Below are 21,460 nucleotides of genomic sequence, written 5' to 3'. Positions count from 1 at the left end.
TGCCGCCCATAGTGTTCGATACGGCCCGAGCGATTGACCGGGCGAATGGGAGAGTTGCGACATGGGTATACGCATTGCTGGACTGGCTGCCGTCCTGGCAGCATTTCCGCTTATGCTCTCGCCACAGGCGAGTAACGCGGCAGTTTCGGCACTGGCTGGAGTTGGATCATGGACCTACCAACTTCAGGGCATTGATCTGCATGTCCTTGCCGCCAGCAACTATGACCTGGTGGTGATCGACTATTCACGCAACGGAACTGCGGCCCAGACCTTTTCAGCCACCGAGATCGCCAACCTTAGGACAAAGCCTGACGGGTCGCGACGGATCGTCCTATCCTATCTTTCGATCGGCGAAGCGGAAGACTACCGCTTCTATTGGCAAGACGATTGGGCGCAAGACAGGCCGACATGGCTGTTCGCAGCCAACCCCGAATGGGAAGGCAATTATGACGTCCGCTTTTGGGATCCCGATTGGCAGGCAATCATCTTTGGCGAGCCCACCAGTTATCTCGACCAGATCATGGCAGCAGGCTTCGACGGAGTATATCTCGATCGCGTCGACGCGTTCGAACGCCCCGACCCCCAACTCAAAAGGGCGCAACGCGAAAGCGAGATGGTGAATTTCGTCACCGCCCTCGCCATCTACGCACGCGCCAAGGATCCCGACTTCATCATAATGCCACAGAACGGCGAAGAGCTGCTGGCAACCCCCTCATATCGCCGAACAATCGACGGACTGGCCAAGGAAGATCTTCTGTTTGGCGCCGAACATGACAATCAGCGAAACAGACTGGGCACAGTACGCGCTTCCCTGGAGCTTCTCAGTCGTCTGACAGCCGAGGGCAAGCCTGTATTTGTCTCCGAATATCTAAGCGCATCCTCAGATGTCGCCCAGGCCCGCGAAGACGCGGCAACCCTGGGAGTATTGCTATTCATCGGCGATAGGGAGCTCGACAATGCACACTCTCGTTGACCACAAGTCCACATACCGGCCGTTCCAACGTACCGGCTTCGCGCCTTTGGGCTTCATGTCGCGCATAGACTCCCCCGACCGCACGCAAATCTTCGTTGCGATCATTGTGGCAATGACCACCATTGCTGCCTTCGCAATGCTGCCCAACACCGAAGAGAAGGCTCAGGTTCTGCTTTCACAGGGTCGGATCGGCGAAGCTGTACAACTCTATGAGACAAAGCGCGAAACGACACGCCTCAACCCCTTCGAAGCATATTCTCTCGCCGGGCTCTATCAGACCCAGGCAGAGACAAGCCTTCTTACTCGCCTGCTTGAAGACGAGATCGCAACTCGCCCTCAAAGCGACTGGGCGCGGCCCATGCTTGTTGATCTCTACCGGGGCGATAACGCTTATGGCAACGAAGCTCGCATCCTTGCCCAGATCTTTGCAAGGGAACCCTCCATTCCAGCCTACCGCCGTTTGATCGGACTGTATCGACTTGAGGGCGACCGCACCGGTGAGCGCGCCACTATCGAGTTGGGCAGAGCATACGGGCTGGCCAGTCAACACGATTTGGAACGCCTCAATCGCCTAAAATCACCAATAGCAATGGATGAAACCGCTGAGTGGCGGTCATCTGAAAGGGCCCCGGCCCCCTTTGCACAGGAGACACTCCTATGACCATCATCCTTGACGGAACTCTCACTGACTGGTCCCCGGACGATCGTCTCGAGCGGCCCGAAACCCTCGTCGACGGCTATGCGCTGTTCGGCCGGTACGAGGATGGGGCTTACCTGATCGCACTGGAAAGTGCCGAGCCCATTGGTCCCAACACGACGTTCTGGCTCAACACCGATGCCGATAGCGAAACTGGGCACAAAGTCTGGGATTGGGCCGTTGGCGCGGAGTTTAACATCAATTTCGGCACCGATGGGATCGCCAGACTCTATTCCGGTTCGGAAGGTGCGACCCTTGTCGCGGAAATCGAGTACCTGCTCGGCGCCGGGGGGACGATCCTGGAAATGAAATTGCCGCAGGCTCTGGTCGGCTTGGCCGTAACCTCACTCACGGTCTATGCCGATATCAACAATTCGGTATTTCTGCCCTCGTCTTACGCGGAAGGTGGCTACCTCGTCACCCAGCCTTCATCCAGCTCATTTGACGGTCTGTTGGCCGAGTGGACTGAAGAACAGCGGCTCGACACCCAGTTGGGCGTCGTCGATGGCTATGCAATGTACGGGCGCGTCGAATCCGACGAGGTCGTTTTCGCATTGTCGAGCGCCCAGCCAATCGGGCCAGGTTCGACGTTCTGGCTCAACACCGACGGCAATACCGCAACCGGACACCAGATATTCGGATGGGCAGCGGGTGCCGAATTCAACGTCAACATCGACGGCGACGGGATCGCCCGCCTCTATTCTGGTGCCGCCGGTGAAATTTTTGTTTCCGACGTCGACTTCGCGCTTGCTCCAAACGGAATGAGCATCGAGTTTTCAGTGTCCAAACAAACGCTTGGATTCGATCAATCAGTCCAAATTCTCGCCGATATCAACGATTCAGTATTCCTCCCCGCCAACTACGGCACCGGCGGTTACACGTTGGTCGAAGAACCGGCTTCCTCTTTTGACGGCGTGCTGTCGGAATGGACCGAAGACGAAAGGCTCGACACCCAATTGGGCGGTGTCGATGGCTACGCTATGTATGGCCGTGTCGACCCAGACCAGGTCGTTTTTGCACTTTCCAGTGCCCAGCCGATAGGACCGGGTTCCACGTTCTGGCTCAATACCGACGGCAATACCGCAACGGGACATCAGGTGTTCGGCTGGGCAGCCGGAGCCGAGTTCAACGTCAATATCGACAGCAACGGCATTGCCCGGCTTTACTCCGGTGCCGCTGGCGAAACCTTCGTCTCCGACATTGATTTTGCAATCTCAGCTGATGGATTGAGCATCGAGTTTTCAGTTCCCAAGCAGACTCTCGGCTTCGAGCAATCAGTACAGATTTTGGCCGATATCAACGATTCAGTATTCCTCCCCGCCAACTACGGCACCGGTGGTTACCTGTTGATTGAAACGCCCAGTTCGAGCTTTGACGGCCTGCTGACCGAATGGACGCCCGACCAGCGGCTCGAAGGGGAAGGCACCGGCATCGCGGGCTATGAGCTTTACGGCCGCGTCGATTCCGAACAATTCGTCGTTGCACTCAAGAGCGCCCAACCAATTGGCCCGAACACAACATTCTGGATCAACACTGATGGCAGCTCGGGCACGGGTCATCAGATTTGGGGCTGGGCAGGTGGTGCAGAATTCAACGTTAACATCGGCGCGGATGGCATAGCCCGGCTCTATTCAGGCGCTGCTGGGGAAATATTTGTAGCCGATCTGGACCATGCTTTTGGCGCTGACGGGACCACGCTCGAATTCGCGCTTCCAAAAGACCTTCTGGGCACGGGCATCGAAGAAATTGCGGTACTTAGCGATGTCAACGACACGGTTTTCCTCCCCAACAACTACGGCTATGGAGGTTACACCATTGGCCTGCCGCCGGTAAGCGCATTTGATGGCATCCTAAGCGAATGGACGCAAAGCCAGCGCATTGAAACGCCAACCACGCTTATTGAGGGTTATGAGCTGTTCGGTACGGTCGCCAATGACGCGTTTGTCGTCGCTCTTAAAAGCGCAGTCGAGATCGGTCCGAACACGACATTCTGGATCAACACTGACGGCAATACGTCAACTGGCCATCTGGTCTGGGGATGGGCCGTTGGTGCGGAATTCAACGTCAATATCGACAATGACGGCCGCGCACGCCTCTATACCGGAAACGCCGGGGAAACGCTGGTGGCCGAAATCGACTTTGCACTTGGGCCCGACGGCAAGTCGATCGAGCTTGCCATTCCCAAATCGCTGCTTGGGACCGAGCTCAACAAGATCGGGCTTATGGCGGACGTCAATGACGTCGTGCATCTGCCAGCCGACTATACCCAGCCGGCATACACCATTACGGACCCCGCCAGCCTGCCGCCACTGGCGTCGGCAAACTACAAGATCGCCATCGTCTATTCGCAAACAACCGCCAGCGCCTATTTCTCGGAGATGGCCTATTCACAGCTGGTCATGGCTGCACAAAGCCAGGCAATGAGCGCGGGTATTCCCTTCGATTTGATCGGGGAAGCCGATCTTACCGATCTTGAGCTCATGGCGCAGTACAAGGCCCTCGTGTTCCCTTCTTTCAGAAACGCCCCGGAAAATTACGCCGATATCGCCGCTACGCTCAACCAACTTGTTTATGACTACGACGTGCCGATAATCACGGCTGGCGATTTCATGACCAATGCTGCCGATGGCGATGCGTTGTCGGCGAACCCCTATGAACGCATGCAGACTCTCCTGGGTTTGACGCGCACGGGCGGAGAAAACGGTGTCGACGTCAATCTTGTCGCGACAGGTAACCACGAGATCACCGCCGGATACGGCGGAGGCGCGATTCATACCTATACAGGCGCTGCGACTTCGTACTTCTCGACTGTCGCTGCGGGCACCGGCACTGTCATCGCTCAGCAGGTCGTCAACGGCACGAGCCACGACGCTGTAATCTCGACCACTACCGGCGGACGCAACGTTCATTTCGCCACCGAGGGCATGCTGGCCGATAACAATCTGCTCGGGCAGTCGATCGACTGGGTCACCCAGTCAATTGACGGGCCGAAGGTCTCGCTGTCCATGAGCAGAGATAACGCTATTGTTGCCTCGCGCAACGATATGGACCAGTCCCAGGAGACGTACGACGTCGATAACGGTATCTACGACGCCATGATGCCAATTCTCGATCAGTGGAAAACCGACTACAATTTTGTCGGCTCCTACTACGTCAATGTCGGGCTCTATAGCCCCGATCAGGATACAAACTGGTTCATTTCGTCCTCCTATTACCAACAGCTTCTGGCAATGGGCAACGAAATCGGGTCGCACTCCTATTCGCACCCGTTCGATACCAACTTATTGCTGCCCGACGAAGTGACCCAGGATATCCTCGATCAGCGCATCGCGGGCTATGCGGCTATGCTCGATAATCCCTCGGCATGTTTCTGTCCGTACTGCATGCGCGACGACGCCGATCAGTCGGTCATCGACGCGCTGGCCCAGATGAGCGTCGCCCAGATCAACGCGACACTGCAATCGGCCCTGTTAGCGCCCGACCCGATGGCTCTCGATCCCGTATCGAAGGCCATTCTGGAGGCATCGTTCAAGTTCCAGTTCGAGACGTCGCGTCACGTCATAGAAGATAATCTTGGGATTGTGGTGGGCGGCGCGGCGGTGCCCGGCATGCCCGAATCGCTGGAGACGGCGCGCCAGATTATTCAGTATTACGATTATCTGACCGGCGGCGCGTCCATGGTCGGCGCGGGTTATCCCGGTGCTCTGGGCTACCTCTCGCCCACCGATACCGATAAAGTCTACATAGCGCCCAATATGAGCTTCGATTTCACGCTTCTTGGTTGGTTGGGGCTGACCGCTGAACAAGCGGCCGCGAAATGGATTGCCGAATTCAACGACCTGACGATCAATTCCGACCTGCCGATCGTGGTCTGGCCTTGGCATGATTACGGTGTCACATCCTGGGATATAGAGGGCACGGGCTCATCGCCCTATACCCTCGCCATGTTCACCGAATTGCTCGGTGCAGCCCATGCCGCAGGCTCCGAGTTTGTAACGCTCGCAGACCTCGCCGCCCGGATAGCGACTTTCGAGAAGACGGAACTAACCTACGCGGTCAACGGCGACACGATTACCGTCACCGCAACGCCGCAGTCGGGCACGCTGGGCACGTTTGCCGTCAATCTCGACTCCTTGGGATCGCAGACCATTTCGGCAGTTACCAATTGGTATGCCTATGATGGCAATTCAGTCTTTCTTGATGCAAATGGTGGCACCTACGAGATTAAGCTTGGTCTCGCCCAGGCCGACGTCACCCACATCACCTCGATCGGCGCCCGCATGCAGCTGATCACGCTGGAAGGTGACGGCGTCAACCTTGCTTTCACGATGAACGGCGAGGGCCTGGTGTCGATCGATCTGGCCGATATGGCCAATAGTCAGTTCCTCGTCTCGGGCGCCGAAATCGTCAGCCTTGTCGATGGCATCATGACGCTCCGGCTTGTCGGGCTGGGCGATCACAGTGTGAGCCTAGTGCGGATGGAGGCCCAAAACCTTGCACCGACCGATATCGTGCTCTCCAATTTGGCCGCTGTGCCCGAACTGTTGCTCGACAGGGTTAAAGTGGCTGATCTTCTTGTCATTGATCCAAATTTCGACGACAGCCAGCGCCAGAACATTCTCACGGTCTCCGACGACAGGTTTGAAATCGATCCCAATGATGGCGCACTTTACCGCAAGGCCGGCGTCGCGTTCGATTTCGAGACCGAACCATCGGTCGCTTTGACGATCACCGCAACCGATGGAGAACTGGTGTTTGCCAAGGAAATCTCTGTGGTCGTGTCAAACAGTAACGATGCACCAACTGGCGACGTGACTATCGTAGGCAATGCCGTCGAAAACCAGACCCTGAGTGCCAATGTAGCTTCTCTGGCCGATCCCGATGGCTTGGGAACACTCAATTATCAATGGCAGCGAGACACCGGTACAGGGTTCGTCAACATCAACGGCGCCACCGACGCCACCTATAAATTGACAGACGAAGACGCACTTGCCCTCGTCCGGGTTATCGTGAGCTACACCGATGTCGGAGGTACGCTGGAGAGCGTAGCCTCATCGGCAACGGCAGCAGTGACCGATGTCTTGCCGCCGGTAGCGCTGACACCGCTCAACGAAGACATGACGCGCACCATCACTTCACGTGACCTGGCCGGCACGGCCTACACCGGCATGGCCTTTGCCGTGGTTGGTCTTGTCGCTTCATCGGGCAAACTGACCGACAATGGCGATGGAACGTGGCTGTTCATTCCAGCTCTCAATGACGATACCGATGTCACGTTCACCTATTCGATTGCAACAGCGGACAGGACCGATCTCGCCAGCGCGACGCTCGATCTTGTGGGCATGAATGATGTTGTGGGTTCCGATTCAGCCGACACACTACCCAAAGGCTCGTCCTCCGATCTCTATCACGGGGGTGCAGGAAACGACACGATCCAGGGCGGCGGCGGAGACGACATCATGTTTGGCGACGCTGGCGATGACACGGTCTATGGCAATGCCGGCGACGATATATTCGTGGCGACACTCGATGACGGCAATGACACCTATATCGGTGGAAGCGGCAGCGACGTGCTGGATCTCTCACGCATCTCGGCCGATGTTACAGTCAATGCAAACTCGGCCACCAGCACACAGACTGGAACCGATAGCCTGAGATCGATCGAAAACATCATCGGTGGCTCTGGCAACGACACAATCATTGGTTCAGGGGCAGCAAACATGATTTCAGGCGGCAGGGGCAATGATGTCCTTGACGGCAGAGGCGGCAAGGACGTCTTGGTCGGCGGGGAAGGCTCCGATGTCTTTGTGTTTCGCAATATCGCCCATTCAAGACCAGACAGTCTGGGTCGCGACGTGATCACAGACTTTACCCAGGGCGAAGACGTTATCGACCTCTCGATAATCGATGCCGCCGCTGGTGTGGGAGGCAATCAGGCCTTCATATTCCTGGCAGGAGCTGGAGCTGCATTTACCGGCGTCCGTGGACAACTGAGCTTCATGTTTGAAGATATTGATGGCACTGAAGGTGACAAGACGATCGTCACCGCCGACGTCAATGGCGACCAGATCGCAGACTTCAGCATCGAGCTGTCCGGCCTGATCGATCTGACCGCAGTCGACTTCATCCTTTAGACAGTCGCCCCTTCGGGGGCGCAAATACATAACGCCAAACATAGAAAAGGGGCCACAAAGGCCCCTTTTCTCTTGAGAGGTCGCCTCTCGACGGCGAGGTCAATCCTCTCGGAACGCCAACGCCAGCTGGTCCACTACGGGACTGGCGAGATAACTTAGCACTGTCTTCTCGCCGGTTGCGAAAAACGCTTCGACTGGCATACCGGGGATGAGCCGCGCCGTCTCCGGCAGTTTGTCCAGTTCCTCTGCGGGCAGGCGGACCCGGACAACGTAAAACTGCGTGCCGGAAGCTGAGTCGCGGGTGAGGTCGGGCGATATCCTGTCCACCAACCCGTCAAGTTCCGGCGTCGAGCGGGAATTGAAGCTTGAGAGCCGCAAAGTCACCGTCTGTTCTGTGGCGAGTTTGTCGATGTCGAGTGGATTGATACGCACATCGACCATGATTTCATCGTCGAGCGGCACGATCTGCATCAGCGTTTCGCCCGCACCCGCGATACCGCCGAGCGTTGCCACCTGCATCTGATGCACGACGCCTGAGATCGGCGCGCGTATGATCAGCCTGTCGAGCCGGTCCTGAGCTGCTACCCTTTGCTGCTCCAGCTCGGAAATCTGCTGTCCGGTTTCTTGCAACTGCCCAAGTACTTCACTTTGATAGGATTCTTGCACCTGGGATATCTGCAGCCGGCGCTCAGCCGTTGCTGCGTTTCCGCGCGCGATCTCGGTTGTGATACGGGCGCCTTCTCCGTCAAGCTGCGCGACTTGTCGCCGCAAATCGCTGACCCTGCTCGCCTCGATCAACCCTTGAGCCAGAAGTGCAGAGAGCCGTTCAAGCTGCTCGTCCAAGATTTCGGTCTGGGCAATCACCGCGCTGCGTTGAGCGTCCAAGCCGGCAACCTGGTTCTCGAGCTGGACGATCTGTTCCCCCAATTGAGCAACCTGGGTCGAAAGCGCTGCTGCCCGCGAGGCTCTTAAGCGATCTTCGGCAGCAAACAGCAAACGGTTTCGCTCGATTTCGGGCATGGTGTCGAGTTGGGTCGGCCATGCCATGATTGTCGAGTCCGCGGCCTCTGCCATGAGCCGAGCCTGCCGGATATAGGCCTCGCCCAATTGGGCCTCGATCACAGCCATATTGGCCACAACCGGTGTACCATCGAGCACGACGAGCGTTTCGCCGGCCAAGACTTCGGCATCATTGTGCACAAGGATTTCCTTGACGATGCCGCCTTCTTGATGCTGCACACGCCTCACGCCGCCATCGACCACGACGCTGCCGCCAGCAACAACGGCGCCCGCGATTGGAGTGACCGCCGCCCAGAACGTAAGGCGCCCGACCAGCGAGATCATGGCAACCGAGCCGAGCAATGCGTGCCGACCAAGGCTCCGTGCAGCTACATATTCAATGTCGATGGCGCTCATTTCACCCTCGCTTTCCTGGCAATTTCAAGTGAAGCCGGCTGCGCCGTTATCGAGGCAAGGACAGCATCCTTGGGGCCGAAGGCCGCCTGCCGGCCATCTTGAAGAAACAGGATGGTATCGACAGCAGCGATGGCGGTCGGGCGGTGAGCAACGACAATGACGATAGCGCCTCGCGCCTTGGCGTCGGCTATCGCCGCGTTGCACGCAGCGTCGCCAGCTGCATCGAGATTTGAATTGGGTTCATCGAGCACGATAAGAAATGGGTCGCCAAAAAGCGCACGCGCCAGACCGATGCGTTGGCGCTGCCCCGCTGAAAGCAGGGCGCCCTGGACACCGATGGGAGTGTCGTAACCGTGCGGCAGCGACGCAATAAGGTCGTGGGCACCGGCAGCCTGAGCTGCTTTCAGCACATCGTCAAACTCCGCCTCAAGGCGAAATCGGGCAATGTTCTGCGCAACGGTGCCAGCAAACAATTCGACAGTCTGTGGCAAATAGCCGATTGCCATGCCCAGCCGGTCTGGATCGAAATGGTCAAGCTCGGACCCGTCCAGCCGAACGACACCGGCGCGGGCCGGCCAGATTCCCATCAATGTACGGATCAAAGACGACTTTCCGCACCCCGAGGTGCCCAGAATTCCAAGAGCCTCGCCGGGTTTAAGCCCAAAGCTGATCCCTGTGACCAGCGGAGGCCCATCCGGCATTGGCGATATGGCAAGCTCGGACACTGCAAGACTTGTCTGAGGCAAAGGCAAGGCAACCCGATCGATGCTGCCTTTGTCATCGGCAAGTATAGACCTGAGCCTGGCCTTTGCCTGCCGCGCAGCAATAAAGCCGCGCCAGTTCGAAACCGCCTGCTCGACCGGAGAGAGCGCCCGCGCCGTGACGATCGAGGCAGCGATCATCAGCCCGGCAGAGATGTCTCCACCAATGGCGAGATAAGCGCCCAGGGCTAGTACAGCCGATTGTAACAACAGCCGAAAACCTTTGGTGAGTGCTGAAAAAGCCGTTGCGCGATCGGCGGCATGAGCCTGCGTCATCAGCATCTTTGTGTTGGCCGCCTCCCAGCGTTTGGCGAGGGTTTCGCGCATTCCCATGGCCAGCACCGCTTCGGCATTGGCAGCGATATCGGCCTGCTGGCTCTGGCGCGCATTTGCTGCAGCGTTGGCATCGCGCGAGGGTGCCCGCGAGGACCATTCATTGAGGACCATGAGAATGGTGACGACCCCTGCCCCAGCCACCGCCAGCCACCCAAGCATGGGATGGAATGCAAAGATGATGGCAAGATAAACCGGCACCCAGGGCAAATCGAGTAAGGCAATCGGTCCGGCCCCCGCCAGGAACTGACGAAGCGTCTCCACGTCGCGGATCGGATCTCCATCGATCGCCCTTCGCGACGACGCGCTTGTGGCAACAACTTTTGCAAAGACCGGGCGAGTCAGACGCGCAGCTGCAAGCACCGAATAGCGTGTGGCCATGCGACTTCGAACAATTTCGACGACGCTGTAAAAGCCATAAAGCCCCACCACCAGCCCCGTCAGCGCTGCCAATGTGGGCACTGACTTGCTGGCGAGCACCCTGTCGTAGACCTGCAGCATGAACAGCGGTCCGGTCAACAACAGCAGGTTCGAGATAATGCTTAAAAGTCCGAGTCCCAGGATAGAACCGCGCCCGGAAGGTTTGCGGAGTTTGCGTCCGTGATTATCGTTTGATGCCATGATCTTGGTTCCAGAAAACACGCGCGTGAAATCGGTTTTCCCACACAGCGCTGCTGTGACCTTGACGATTGTCAATAATTGGCCAGCCTGCCTCGCTTACCAAGGCAATTGAACCCATCAATCCTCACCTCGGAGCTGATCATGTGCGGAATCGTCGGGATAGCAGGCAATCGGCCAGTAGCGGATCGACTGGTGAGCGCACTGACACGACTTGAATATCGCGGCTATGACAGTGCCGGTATCGCAACACAGGTTGCCGGTTCGATCGTAAGGTGTCGCGCTCAAGGCAAGCTCGAAAATCTGGCAGCCAAGCTCGATCTGACGCCCCAGGAGGGAAAGATTGGCATCGGGCACACACGATGGGCCACGCACGGCGCAGCGACAGAGGACAATGCCCATCCTCACAGCACACAGCACGTTGCCGTGGTTCACAACGGCATCATTGAAAACTACATGCAGTTGCGCGCCGATCTGGCAGCGGCAGGCTATCGCACAGTAACCGAGACGGACACCGAGGTTGTCGCACTTTTGGCGACACGGGAAATGGACAATGGTGCCACCGGGCGCGAGGCTGTGCAGACGACATTGGCCCAGTTGCGCGGCTCATATGCATTGTTGTTTCTGTTCAAGGGCAATGGTCGCGAACTGATCGCGGCGCGGCGCGGGTCGCCATTGGCCATGGGGTATGGTGACAATGAAATGTACATAGGCTCTGACGCACTGGCCCTTGCACCATTATCGCGGACCATCACCTATTTTGAGGATGGCGATTGGGCAGTTGTCACGCCTGAGGGTGCCGAGATATTTAACGATCTTGGTCTGCGCGTCGAGCGCCCCGCACGCGCGCTCGGCGCCTATGCAGAGCTGGCCGACAAATTTCCCTATCCTCATTTTATGGCCAAGGAAATACACGAACAGCCCGAAACGATTTCGCGCGCCATCAACCAGTTCGTGGACGCCACCACCGGCACATTGCGTGACCTGCCTGCACTCGAATTCGATTTCGCGGCCCTGCCGCGCATTACTGCAGCGGCTTGCGGATCCGCCTATTATGCTGGCGCCACAGCCAAATACTGGTTTGAGCACTATGCGGCATTGCCCTTCGATATCGACATCGCCTCCGAGTTCCGCTACCGCCACCCTCGCTTGATAGAAGGCGGACTTGCCCTAATGATTTCTCAATCGGGCGAGACTGCCGACAGTCTTGCTGCGCTGCGACACTGTGCAGAAAACGGCCAGCACATTGTCTCGGTCGTCAATGTCGAAGAGTCGACAATGGCAAGGGAATCCGGAGCTATTTTTCCGCTGTTGTGCGGTGCCGAAATCGGCGTTGCCTCCACCAAGGCCTTCACATCCCAACTCGCTATCCTCTTGTGCCTTGCGCTCAGGGCCGCCCAATTGCGGGGTACGCTCGACCCTGACACTCTGCGCAAGCGCATCGCGGCGCTCATGATGCTTCCAACGGCGCTTTTCGAAGCTTTAAAGATCGAACCGCACCTGAGCGAGATTGCTAAACGACTGGCCGGTGCCCGTGACGTTCTTTATCTCGGACGCGGCACGTTTTATCCGTTGGCTTTAGAAGGGGCGCTCAAGCTCAAGGAAATCTCTTACATTCATGCCGAAGGCTATGCAGCGGGTGAGCTAAAGCACGGCCCTATCGCCCTTGTTGAAAAGGGCACGCCCATAATCGTTCTCGCGCCAACCGATGAGTTGTTTGAAAAGACACTCTCCAATCTCAAGGAAGTTGCCGCGCGGGGAGCACATGTCATTCTGATCACTGATCCACAAGGCGCTGCCACTGCAGGCAATGATGTCGACGATCTCATCGTATTGCCCCAAGTCGATCCCGCAATCGCACCAATTGTTTCGGCAATACCCATGCAATTGCTGGCCTATCACACCGCTGTGGCGCGAAATTTCGACGTCGATCGCCCCCGCAACCTGGCAAAATCGGTAACTGTGGAATGACCTCGCTGCCAATTCCATTGTCCAGCCACCATCGACATTGATGGTCTGACCGGTAATGAACTCGGCGGAATCCGATGCCAGAAACATTATGGCATTGGCAATGTCACCCGGACGGCCACGGCGCTTGATCGCTTGACTGCCCATGATGCGTTGTTCGTGGGCCCCCAACGTCGTCGGCAACCCCAGGCCGCCGGCAGGGACCGTATAGAGTACGCGTTTGCCCGCTAACGATCCGAAGTGATTGCTCATCCCCAGCCTCCGCCGAGCTACCCGGACAGCCTCACTGTACGGCCAATAAGCTCATGGGCGCTTAGCTGAAGTGTTTTGCCGTAACGGAAGTGGGTGGCACTTCGCCTGCGCAATAGGCGTCGATATTGTCCTTGACCGTTTGCGCCATACGCGTCCGGGTCTCAATCGTGGCGCTACCCTGGTGAGGGACGACAAAAACGTTGTCGAGGTTGAGGAAGCGCTTATCAATTACAGGCTCATTGAGAAAAACATCGAGCCCGGCCCCAGCAATCGCCTTTGCTTCAAGAGCGTCGAGCAAAGCGGCTTCATCAATCACACTGCCGCGCGCGATGTTGACGACAAACCCATCGCTGCCCAATGCGGCAATGACATCCCTGTCGATAATCCCTTGCGTCTGCGGTGTGGCTGCCACCGCAACAACGATGACGTCTGCCCACGTGGCAAGTGCCGCTGGTGAACCAAACGCCGTCCACCCTGCAACAGACTTTTCCGAGCGGTTCCAGAAACCGATATCGAATTTGAAAGCTTCGGCGCGTTGCCCGATCGCCTGCCCGATGGCGCCCAGTCCAACTATGCCGAACTTTCGCCCTTTCAAACTCCGCGCCAGCTTCATTTTCTTGCCTTGCGCCCATTGCCCCGATCGCACGAAATCCTGTCCTTGGCCGAGTTCGCGCAACGCAGCGATCACCAGTCCCATCGCCATGTCGGCGACATCGTCAGTCAGCACGCCGAGTGTGGTGGCCACGTGGATCGACCGCGAGGCGCACAGATCGAGGTCGATCCTGTCGGTGCCCACGCCGTTGACCGCTATCAATTCAAGATTCGGAAGTTTCTCGATCCACGCACTTTCCATCCCCAGCCCACCATTGGTCATGGCGATGCGAAAATCGGCCAGTCGGTCCTGTACCCGAGGGTCGTCAGCGGAAATCAACTCATAGTGCGCTGCAAGTTCGGAGCCGATCGGCTCAAGTAGGGTATCAAATGTCAGGATGGGCTCGGCCATGAGTGTCTCTCTGCGTGTTGTCCGGGGTGCCCGATCCAAAAACCGGTCGACTCTAATGAGCGATCTGCCCCAAAAATGTCTTTGTCCGCTCGTTCTGCGGATTGGAAAAAAAGCTCTCGGGCTCTCCGATTTCCACTATCTCACCCTTGTCCATGAAGATGACGCGATCTGCAACCTTACGGGCGAACCCCATCTCGTGGGTCACGACGAGCATTGTCATGCCCTCCCGCGCCAAATCGATCATCGTGTCGAGAACTTCATTGACCATTTCGGGATCGAGCGCCGATGTCGGCTCATCGAAGAGCATGATTTTGGGATTCATGCACAGCGCGCGCGCGATGGCCACACGCTGCTGCTGACCGCCCGAAAGCTGAGCAGGATACTTGTCCGCCTGTTCGGGAATGCGAACGCGTTCGAGATATCTGCGTGCCGTAGCGTCTGCTTCGGCTCTGCTCGTGCCGCGCACCTTCATGGGTGCAAGCATGCAGTTTTCCAGCACTGTCATATGCGGGAAGAGGTTGAACTGCTGGAACACCATTCCAACGTCGCGGCGCACTGTCTCAACGTTCTTTGGTCCAGCGGTCAGCTCGATTCCATCGACTGTAATCTTGCCTTCGTGCACGCTTTCTAGCTGGTTTATGCAGCGGATCAGCGTAGATTTCCCCGACCCTGACGGGCCGCACACGACGATTTTTTCGCCGCGCGCGACCGTGAGATCAATGGATCTGAGCGCATGAAAGGAGCCATACCATTTCTCGACGCCAGCCATCTCGACGGCGGCATTGCCAGCGTTGCCTTTAGCGTTCGTGACCATGGCGTGTCCTTTCGCGCGTTCTGTTATTGCCCGGAGATGACGAATTCAGGCAGCGGACCGCCGACCCATTCTTCATGCAGGGCGTTGATGCTTCCGTCCTCTTTCACGCGAGCAAGGAAATCGTTGATATAGGACAGCATTTCTTCGCTGCCCGGACGCACGGCAATCGCCTGGCTTTGTTGACGCAGCGAGAACTTGGTGTCGAACCGGTCAGGTGCCATCGCCTCGATCTGGCTGATCACGACGTTCGATGCACCCATCAGTGGCGTCTGGCCGGAAAGCAGAGCCTGAACCGCGGTCGCATCATCATCGAAGCGCTGGATATTGGCGTCCGCCGGTGCGATCTCGGTGATCGAAGTATCCTGGGTCGACGCTCGGGCCACGGCGATATTTTGACCCGAAAGTCCCTCCGGTCCGCTTACCTCTACGCTCGCGTCACCAAAAACGAAAATTTCAATACCCGCGTAAGGATCGGAGAAATCGACCTGCTCTGCCCGCTCGGGTGTAATGCCCAGAGAAGCGACGAGAATGTCGACCTGGTTTGAGACCAGATAAGGGATGCGGTTCGGGCCAGTCACGGGAACAAGGTTGAGTTCAACGCCCATATCTTCAGCCAGCAAACGTGCCACATCGGCGTCGTAACCGTCTGGATTGCCCGCTTCATCGAGAATACCGAAGGGCGGAAAGTCGACAAGCAGCCCGATATTAACGGTACCGCGCGCCTGGATTTCTTCAGGCGTTTGGGCCGACGCGGGGCCAGCCACTAGTCCTGCGGCCAGCGCAGCTGCTGCGCCTAGCCCGATCAACGTCTTGTTCAGTTTCATTTACTCTCTCCCTTGGGTTGAACTTTTTGGTCTTTAGCGGCTCGTTGCCACAGCGAATCGGCCTTCCAAGTGCCGCGCCCACATCGAGAGTGGCCAGCACAGGATGAAATAGAGAGCTGCGACCAGAGAAAACACGGTCAGCGGCTGGAATGTTGCGTTGTTGATGATTTGCCCCGCTCGCGTGAGCTCCACAAACCCGATGATCGATGCCAGCGATGTGCCTTTGATGAGCTGCACAAGAAACCCGACCGTCGGCGCCACAGAAATCTTGGCGGCCTGGGGCAGAACCACATAGCTCATCCGGTGGCGGTACCCCAGACCGAGCGCCCAACTGGCCTCGGTTTGCCCCTGCGGCACGGCCTCAATGCAGCCGCGCCAAATTTCACCCAGATAGGCGCTGGCATGCAATGTCAGCGCGACGGCAGCAGCCACCCAGGGATTGATGCCCACGCCAAAAATATTCAGGCCGAAAAATACCAGAAAGAGTTGCATGAGCAGCGGCGTGCCTTGAAAAACACGAATGAAGGCGAGCGCTCCGAGCCGGATAGGCTTGATTGCCGAGACCCGCCCGAGCGCGATCGCGACGCCACCCACTGCGCCACCGGCAAAAGCCACAGCCGATAAGGCCAGCGTCCACTGCGCCGCCATCACGATGTACCAGAACTCGTTGGGTCCGAATGTGCGAAACATGATCGACCCCTATCGTGCCAAAGGATAGCGGAACGCTGTCCGCCCGATGGCTGAGAACAGCCCGGAAAAGCCCAGCGAAAGCACGAAATACATGACCGTGATCACGAGATATACTTCGAACGCCGCGAACGTCGCTGCCTGAATGTTGTTACCTGCTGCGGCGAGATCGGTTGCCGAGATCGCCGAGACCACCGATGAGGTCAACATCAAATAGATGAACTGACTTGTCAGAGCGGGATAGATCGTCCGAAGCGCAGGCTTGAGAATAATATAGCGAAATATCTGGTGGCCCTTCAAACCCAGCGCCTTGCCGGCCTCGACCTGCCCTCTATTAATCGACTCAATCCCCGCCCGCACGATCTCTGTGGCGTATGCACCAACATTAACCGATAGTGCCACAAGCGCTGCAGTATTGGGATCGAACCGGATGCCCAGGGCCGGCAGAGAAAAATAGATAAAGAATATCTGGATGAGGAACGGGGTGTTGCGGATCACCTCGATATAGACGTTGACCAGCCATGCCAACGGCTTGATGCCTGCTGTCTTGGCGGCGGCACATGGAATGGCAATCAGCGTCCCGATCAGGATGGCGCCAAAGCTGAGCTGCACGGTAATGAGCGCCCCATAGATCAACTGATCGAAATTGTTGATCACAGGCGCGAAATTGAACTGATAGCCCAAACGCTCACTCCTCCCGCTGAACCGCTTTGCCGCAATGGCCCCTTGCGGGTTTAAAAGCGAACAGCCGTTTTCTCGAAACTTCATCCGACTGCGCGGTTTCTCAGAAGCCTCGTACTCCTCAATTTAGATCGATCTAAATGCCTAACCGATCCGGAGTCAACCCCACCGTCAGTTGCGGTTAAACCGGACCGATCGAGCCCCGCTCGACAAAATGGGTCGGCACCGTCAGCGCCTCGGCCTCGGCTTGCGGGTTTTCGATCCGTCGCAACAACAAATTTGCTGCTTTCAATCCGATTTCGACTGGCTCGGTGGCGACAGATGCCAGACCTGGGCGGACAAGATCGGTTTCAGCCACGTTGTCGAACCCGATGAGCGAGACATCCCGGCCCGGCGTCACATCGCTATCGCAAAAACCGCGATGCATGCCCAACCCGATGACGTCGTTGTGGCAGATCCATGCTGTAGGGGCGTCGACGCGCTTTGCCATCTGCCGCGCCAACGCCATCGCATCGGCGTGCGTTGGGTCGATCTCGATTTCCTCGGCAAACACGATCCCGTGACGGCCCGCGGCAGCGCGGAATGCCGCCAACCGTTCGTCATGGGCTGAATGGTCGAGGTTTGCAGTGACAAACCCGATTCTGGAATGCCCCAGTGCCGCGAGACGCGCCACGGCCGCTTCCATGCCGCTATGCTGATCCATCCCAACGTAATCGACGGCGCCGCCCCCCACCGTACGCAACGCCTCCACGACGGGCATCCCCCAATCGTTTAATCGTTCAATAAATTGCGGCGGTGTACCCGCTGCTGGACAAACGATAAGCCCGTCCACGCCATGTTCTCGCATACGGGTTACAAAGCCGTCCTGTTTGGCTGCCGACTCTGCCGAATGTGCAATAAAAGTCGCCAACCCCGCATCGTCGACCACCTGGTCGATCCCCGCGAGAAGCACGCCGAAGAACGGATTTGAGAGGTTGGGGATGATAACCCCGATCGTGCGACTGCGCGCCGCGCGCATGCCCGCAGCGCCAAGATTATAGACATAGCCGATCTCGGCCATGGCCGCTTCGACACTGGCCCGCGTTTCGGCGCCCACGAGTGGGCTTTTGCGCACGACAAGAGATGCCGTGGCGCGCGAAACGCCAGCTTTTTGGGCTACGTCCATAAGCGTTGGGCGCGTCTTGCGCGTCGGTTTCCCGTCCATCATCCTCCCTCGACCTCCCCCTCTTAGATCGATCTAACGCAAAGATGACAAGTGCGACAGCAAAAGACAACCGGCACAGCAAGGGCAAACGAGTATTTGGTAATCAAGGGGTGCCTGCCTCCACTCGCCCTCATGAGGCCTCCAAACAGGTCAGTTTAAAGCAGGCCCGCCTTGGCGAGATCGCCCATCAATGCCCTCGAACCGTAGCGCCACCGATCGCATTCGGTCGATAGCCGGACTGTATTGACAAGCGCTCCCAGCGCAGGCGTCGAAATCGTCACCACATCGCCCAACTTGTGGGTAAATCCTTTCCCCGCGCCATCGCGATCCTGAACAGGGGCAAACATCGTTCCCAGATAGAGCGCCAACCCGTCGGGGTATTGGTGATGATCTCCGATAGCCGCAGCCACCAGCGATTCCGGTGTGCGTGAGATCTGGCTCATTGACGAATTGCCGGTGAGCACAAATCCGTCCTCACCCTTGACCTCAAGTCCCACCTCCATCGCTTTTACGCTATCGAGCGTGAAGTCGCCGTCAAACAGCCTGATAAAGGGCCCCAGAGCCGCCGATGCGTTGTTGTCCTTGGCCTTGCCCAGCAGCAAAGCAGAACGCCCCTCGACGTCACGCAGATTGACGTCATTGCCTAGCGTAGCCCCCAGAATCTCTCCTTTTGAAGACACGATCAAAGCGACTTCCGGCTCGGGATTGTTCCACGTCGAGATAGGATGCAATCCCACATCGGCGCCGTGTCCCACGCTGGCCATGGGTTGGCACTTGGTGAAAATTTCAGCGTCGGGCCCGATCCCGACTTCGAGATACTGGCTCCATACGCCCTTTTCGATCAGCTTGGCCTTTACGGCCATTGCCGCATCCGAACCCGGCACCAGTTTTGAAAGATCCTCACCGATCAATTCGAGAATTTCGCCACGCAGCGCGTCGGCACGACCCGCGTCACCTTTGGCCTGCTCTTCGATCACCCGCTCAAGAAGACTGACAACGAATGTAACCCCGGACGCCTTGACTGCCTGCAGATCGACGGGAGAGACAAGCGTGACGCCATCGGCGCCCCCCTCAAGCACCGCATCGAGTGAGGCGACCGGCTGGCCCTGCGCGCTCTTTACATAACCCGCAGGGTCACCCATCTCGCAAATGTCGCGAACAGTCGGAGCGGCTTTACTCGTTATATCGATAACCTTGCCGTCTCTCACTGTCACAATGCGCGGGTGTCCGCCCTCGGCAAGTATCACGCGCCCAACAAACACGCCCTGATCGTATATGCTCATCTCAATATCCAGTTCCTGATAATTTACGCTTTAGAAGCGTTTGCCGACTCCAGGCTGCGAACTCTTTATCCGCGCCCAACAAACGGCATCTGCGTGGCCATGACCGTCATCGTGAGCGTGTTGGCCTCCAGCGGCAATCCTGCCATATAGCTGACAGCATCTGCGATAAGGCCCGCATCAATGGTCGGTTCGACTGCCGTTGACCCATCGGCCTGCAAGACCCCCGAAGACATCCGCGTTGTCATGTCAGTGGACGCATTACCGATGTCGATTTGTCCGACGGCAATATTAAATGGCCGCCCGTCAAGGGCCGACGCTTTGGTTAAGCCCGATATCGCATGTTTGGTCGCAGCATAGGGCGCAGATTGCGGACGTGGCGTTGTTGCCGAAATCGACCCATTATTGATAATTCGGCCACCTTGGGGGCTTTGCGCCTTGAACTGGGCGAATGCAAATTGGGTGCAAAAGAACGCACCTGACAGATTTGCCGCCACGACCTGGTCCCACTGCAAAGCAGAAACCTCTTCAAGCGCCACGGAAGGCGCGTTCATGCCAGCATTATTGACCAGCAAATCGAGTCGTCCCCACCGCGCGACAACAGCCTCGAACGCGGCACCAACAGCCTCTCGGTCACCTATGTCGACCGAAACCGACATCATGCGCTCGCCAGCGCCATCGATCTCCGCAGCCGTTGCCTCAAGCACGTCCAACCGCCGCCCAAATAGCGCGACAGAGAACCCGTTAGCGTAAAGCGATTTGGCGATCGCCTTGCCAACCCCGGTTCCACCACCGGTCACGATTGCAATTTTCATTTCGGCACCTCGCCGCCCAATTCGTCTTCGATGTGGATAGCGATGATCTCATCGAACGAGGTTTCCGCCTTAAATCCCAGAGAAACCGCTCGGGAAGCGTCGAAATCCTTGGCCCAGCCTTCAACCATTCCTGCAACCATGGGGTCCGGCTCGCGCTTGATCAGCGCAACGGCTTCTTCACCGGCCACGCGCCTCAACGCATCGATCTGCTCGCCAACCGTTGCCGAAAGCCCGGGCATGTTCAGGCTGCGGCGCGTCCCCAGTCCTGCAGTGTCCATTTGCGCAGCATGGATCAAAAAACCGACAGCGGCGCGAGGACTTGCGTGCCAATGCCGCGAGTCTTCAGGGACAGGCAGCACGGCTTCCTGCCCCACAAGCGGCTCACGCAGGATGGACGAGAAGAAACCTGAAGCCGCTTTGTTGGGTTTACCTGGGCGAATACAAACAGTGGGCAACCTGATCCCCACCCCGTCAAGAAATCCCCGACGGGAATAATCGGCGAGAAGCAATTCGCCGATGGCCTTCTGGGTGCCATAGCTGGTCCGCGGCGTCTGGAAAAACTCATCGCCAATCTTGTCGGGAAACGGTGCACCAAACACAGCAATAGAGGAAGTGAAAACAAAGCGCGGGCAGTAGGGCTTTTCCATTCCCGCGTGCCTGATAGCTTCGAACAAGTACCGGGTGCCATCGAGATTGATCGCATAGCCCTTGTCGAAATCGAGTTCGGCCTCGCCTGAAACAATAGCCGCAAGATGAAAAATCATGTCGGGCCGATTGTCGATCAGCGTTCGAGCGACGCTGGGATCTGCTATATCGACTGCACGCGTCGTTATGTTGATGCCGTTTGCCTCAGGCACGTCCGGCTCGATCACATCGACCAGCGAAATGGCCTCAATGGGCTTGCCTGACAATGTGCCCGACGCGACCAATGCAGCAGTCAGCTTTCGGCCGACCATACCGGCGGCTCCGATTATCAGAATATTCATGTTGTGATCTTGCC

Annotated in this window: 15 protein-coding genes and 1 pseudogene; 4 read left to right on the top strand and 12 right to left on the bottom strand. The window is 57.6% G+C overall.

The genetic code is table 11. The features are described 5' to 3' along the window. Positions 1–61 precede the first annotated feature (61 nt). From ACN0TA_RS16360 to ACN0TA_RS16350, 3 genes are read left to right on the top strand one after another with little or no spacing between them, the layout of a single operon-like run. A complete protein-coding gene (locus ACN0TA_RS16360; RefSeq protein WP_417584893.1) occupies positions 62–973 on the top strand; it encodes an MJ1477/TM1410 family putative glycoside hydrolase in 912 nt (303 codons plus the stop codon). Continuing rightward, positions 957–1,634 (top strand): hypothetical protein, encoded by a 678-nt coding sequence (locus ACN0TA_RS16355; RefSeq protein ID WP_417584891.1) that lies wholly within the window; start codon positions 957–959, stop codon positions 1,632–1,634. The genes ACN0TA_RS16360 and ACN0TA_RS16355 overlap by 17 nt, the downstream gene beginning before the upstream one ends. Next, a complete protein-coding gene (locus ACN0TA_RS16350) occupies positions 1,631–7,804 on the top strand; it encodes a M10 family metallopeptidase C-terminal domain-containing protein (protein WP_417584889.1) in 6,174 nt (2,057 codons plus the stop codon). The genes ACN0TA_RS16355 and ACN0TA_RS16350 overlap by 4 nt, the downstream gene beginning before the upstream one ends. A 99-nt stretch (positions 7,805–7,903) precedes the next feature. Here ACN0TA_RS16350 and ACN0TA_RS16345 read toward each other — a convergent pair whose 3' ends face one another. Continuing rightward, positions 7,904–9,220, bottom strand: coding sequence for an HlyD family type I secretion periplasmic adaptor subunit (locus ACN0TA_RS16345; protein ID WP_417584887.1), 1,317 nt, complete (start codon positions 9,218–9,220; stop codon positions 7,904–7,906). Continuing rightward, on the bottom strand, positions 9,217–11,010 hold the full coding sequence (locus ACN0TA_RS16340; protein WP_417584885.1) for a type I secretion system permease/ATPase: 1,794 nt from the start codon (positions 11,008–11,010) through the stop codon (positions 9,217–9,219). The genes ACN0TA_RS16345 and ACN0TA_RS16340 overlap by 4 nt, the downstream gene beginning before the upstream one ends. Positions 11,011–11,076: 66 nt before the next feature. On the opposite strand from ACN0TA_RS16340, the gene glmS reads away from it, so the two are divergent. Next, entirely contained in the window at positions 11,077–12,903 is a 1,827-nt protein-coding gene (glmS, locus tag ACN0TA_RS16335) for a glutamine--fructose-6-phosphate transaminase (isomerizing) (RefSeq protein ID WP_417584883.1), read from the top strand. A 15-nt stretch (positions 12,904–12,918) separates the two neighbouring features. On the opposite strand, the pseudogene ACN0TA_RS16330 reads toward glmS, so the two are convergent. The 10 genes and pseudogenes from ACN0TA_RS16330 to denD all read right to left on the bottom strand — a co-directional run. Next, a pseudogene (locus ACN0TA_RS16330) lies at positions 12,919–13,050 on the bottom strand (SDR family oxidoreductase); the annotation flags it as partial. Positions 13,051–13,213: 163 nt separating this feature from the next. Beyond that, entirely contained in the window at positions 13,214–14,155 is a 942-nt protein-coding gene (locus ACN0TA_RS16325; RefSeq protein ID WP_417584881.1) for a 2-hydroxyacid dehydrogenase, read from the bottom strand. Between the two features lie 52 nt (positions 14,156–14,207). Continuing rightward, the gene (locus ACN0TA_RS16320; RefSeq protein ID WP_417584879.1) at positions 14,208–14,969 is read right to left on the bottom strand and encodes an amino acid ABC transporter ATP-binding protein; all 762 of its coding nucleotides are present in this window, start codon (positions 14,967–14,969) and stop codon (positions 14,208–14,210) included. 23 nt (positions 14,970–14,992) lie between these two features. Continuing rightward, positions 14,993–15,793, bottom strand: a complete 801-nt coding sequence (locus ACN0TA_RS16315) for a transporter substrate-binding domain-containing protein (RefSeq protein WP_417584877.1) — start codon at positions 15,791–15,793, stop codon at positions 14,993–14,995. 33 nt (positions 15,794–15,826) lie between these two features. Further along, the gene (locus tag ACN0TA_RS16310) at positions 15,827–16,483 is read right to left on the bottom strand and encodes an amino acid ABC transporter permease (protein WP_417584875.1); all 657 of its coding nucleotides are present in this window, start codon (positions 16,481–16,483) and stop codon (positions 15,827–15,829) included. A gap of 9 nt (positions 16,484–16,492) precedes the next feature. Next, entirely contained in the window at positions 16,493–17,164 is a 672-nt protein-coding gene (locus ACN0TA_RS16305) for an amino acid ABC transporter permease (protein WP_417584873.1), read from the bottom strand. Between the two features lie 178 nt (positions 17,165–17,342). Further along, entirely contained in the window at positions 17,343–18,368 is a 1,026-nt protein-coding gene (locus tag ACN0TA_RS16300; protein ID WP_417584871.1) for a LacI family DNA-binding transcriptional regulator, read from the bottom strand. A 152-nt stretch (positions 18,369–18,520) separates the two neighbouring features. Further along, on the bottom strand, positions 18,521–19,648 hold the full coding sequence (locus tag ACN0TA_RS16295) for a fumarylacetoacetate hydrolase family protein (protein ID WP_417584869.1): 1,128 nt from the start codon (positions 19,646–19,648) through the stop codon (positions 18,521–18,523). Between the two features lie 65 nt (positions 19,649–19,713). Continuing rightward, positions 19,714–20,460, bottom strand: a complete 747-nt coding sequence (locus ACN0TA_RS16290) for an SDR family oxidoreductase (protein ID WP_417584867.1) — start codon at positions 20,458–20,460, stop codon at positions 19,714–19,716. Next, positions 20,457–21,446, bottom strand: coding sequence for a D-erythronate dehydrogenase (denD, locus tag ACN0TA_RS16285; RefSeq protein WP_417584865.1), 990 nt, complete (start codon positions 21,444–21,446; stop codon positions 20,457–20,459). Before denD ends, ACN0TA_RS16290 begins: the two co-directional genes overlap by 4 nt. Positions 21,447–21,460 lie beyond the last annotated feature (14 nt).

The sequence above is a fragment of the Pelagibacterium sp. genome, from assembly GCF_048264985.1.
In the GTDB taxonomy this organism is placed as follows: Bacteria; Pseudomonadota; Alphaproteobacteria; order Rhizobiales; family Devosiaceae; genus Pelagibacterium.
The sequence above is the reverse complement of the archived record's forward strand: the minus strand, read 5'-3'. Positions and strand labels throughout refer to the sequence as shown.

What these genes read in the sequence shown, in the direction of transcription:
- ACN0TA_RS16360 (WP_417584893.1), top strand. Translation starts at nt 62, where the DNA reads ATGGGTATACGCATTGCTGGACTGGCTGCCGTCCTGGCAGCATTTCCG.
- ACN0TA_RS16355 (WP_417584891.1), top strand. Translation starts at nt 957, where the DNA reads ATGCACACTCTCGTTGACCACAAGTCCACATACCGGCCGTTCCAACGT.
- ACN0TA_RS16350 (WP_417584889.1), top strand. Translation starts at nt 1,631, where the DNA reads ATGACCATCATCCTTGACGGAACTCTCACTGACTGGTCCCCGGACGAT.
- ACN0TA_RS16345 (WP_417584887.1), bottom strand. Translation starts at nt 9,220, where the DNA reads ATGAGCGCCATCGACATTGAATATGTAGCTGCACGGAGCCTTGGTCGG.
- glmS (WP_417584883.1), top strand. Translation starts at nt 11,077, where the DNA reads ATGTGCGGAATCGTCGGGATAGCAGGCAATCGGCCAGTAGCGGATCGA.
- ACN0TA_RS16325 (WP_417584881.1), bottom strand. Translation starts at nt 14,155, where the DNA reads ATGGCCGAGCCCATCCTGACATTTGATACCCTACTTGAGCCGATCGGC.
- ACN0TA_RS16320 (WP_417584879.1), bottom strand. Translation starts at nt 14,969, where the DNA reads ATGGTCACGAACGCTAAAGGCAACGCTGGCAATGCCGCCGTCGAGATG.
- ACN0TA_RS16315 (WP_417584877.1), bottom strand. Translation starts at nt 15,793, where the DNA reads ATGAAACTGAACAAGACGTTGATCGGGCTAGGCGCAGCAGCTGCGCTG.
- ACN0TA_RS16310 (WP_417584875.1), bottom strand. Translation starts at nt 16,483, where the DNA reads ATGTTTCGCACATTCGGACCCAACGAGTTCTGGTACATCGTGATGGCG.
- ACN0TA_RS16300 (WP_417584871.1), bottom strand. Translation starts at nt 18,368, where the DNA reads ATGATGGACGGGAAACCGACGCGCAAGACGCGCCCAACGCTTATGGAC.
- ACN0TA_RS16295 (WP_417584869.1), bottom strand. Translation starts at nt 19,648, where the DNA reads ATGAGCATATACGATCAGGGCGTGTTTGTTGGGCGCGTGATACTTGCC.
- ACN0TA_RS16290 (WP_417584867.1), bottom strand. Translation starts at nt 20,460, where the DNA reads ATGAAAATTGCAATCGTGACCGGTGGTGGAACCGGGGTTGGCAAGGCG.
- denD (WP_417584865.1), bottom strand. Translation starts at nt 21,446, where the DNA reads ATGAATATTCTGATAATCGGAGCCGCCGGTATGGTCGGCCGAAAGCTG.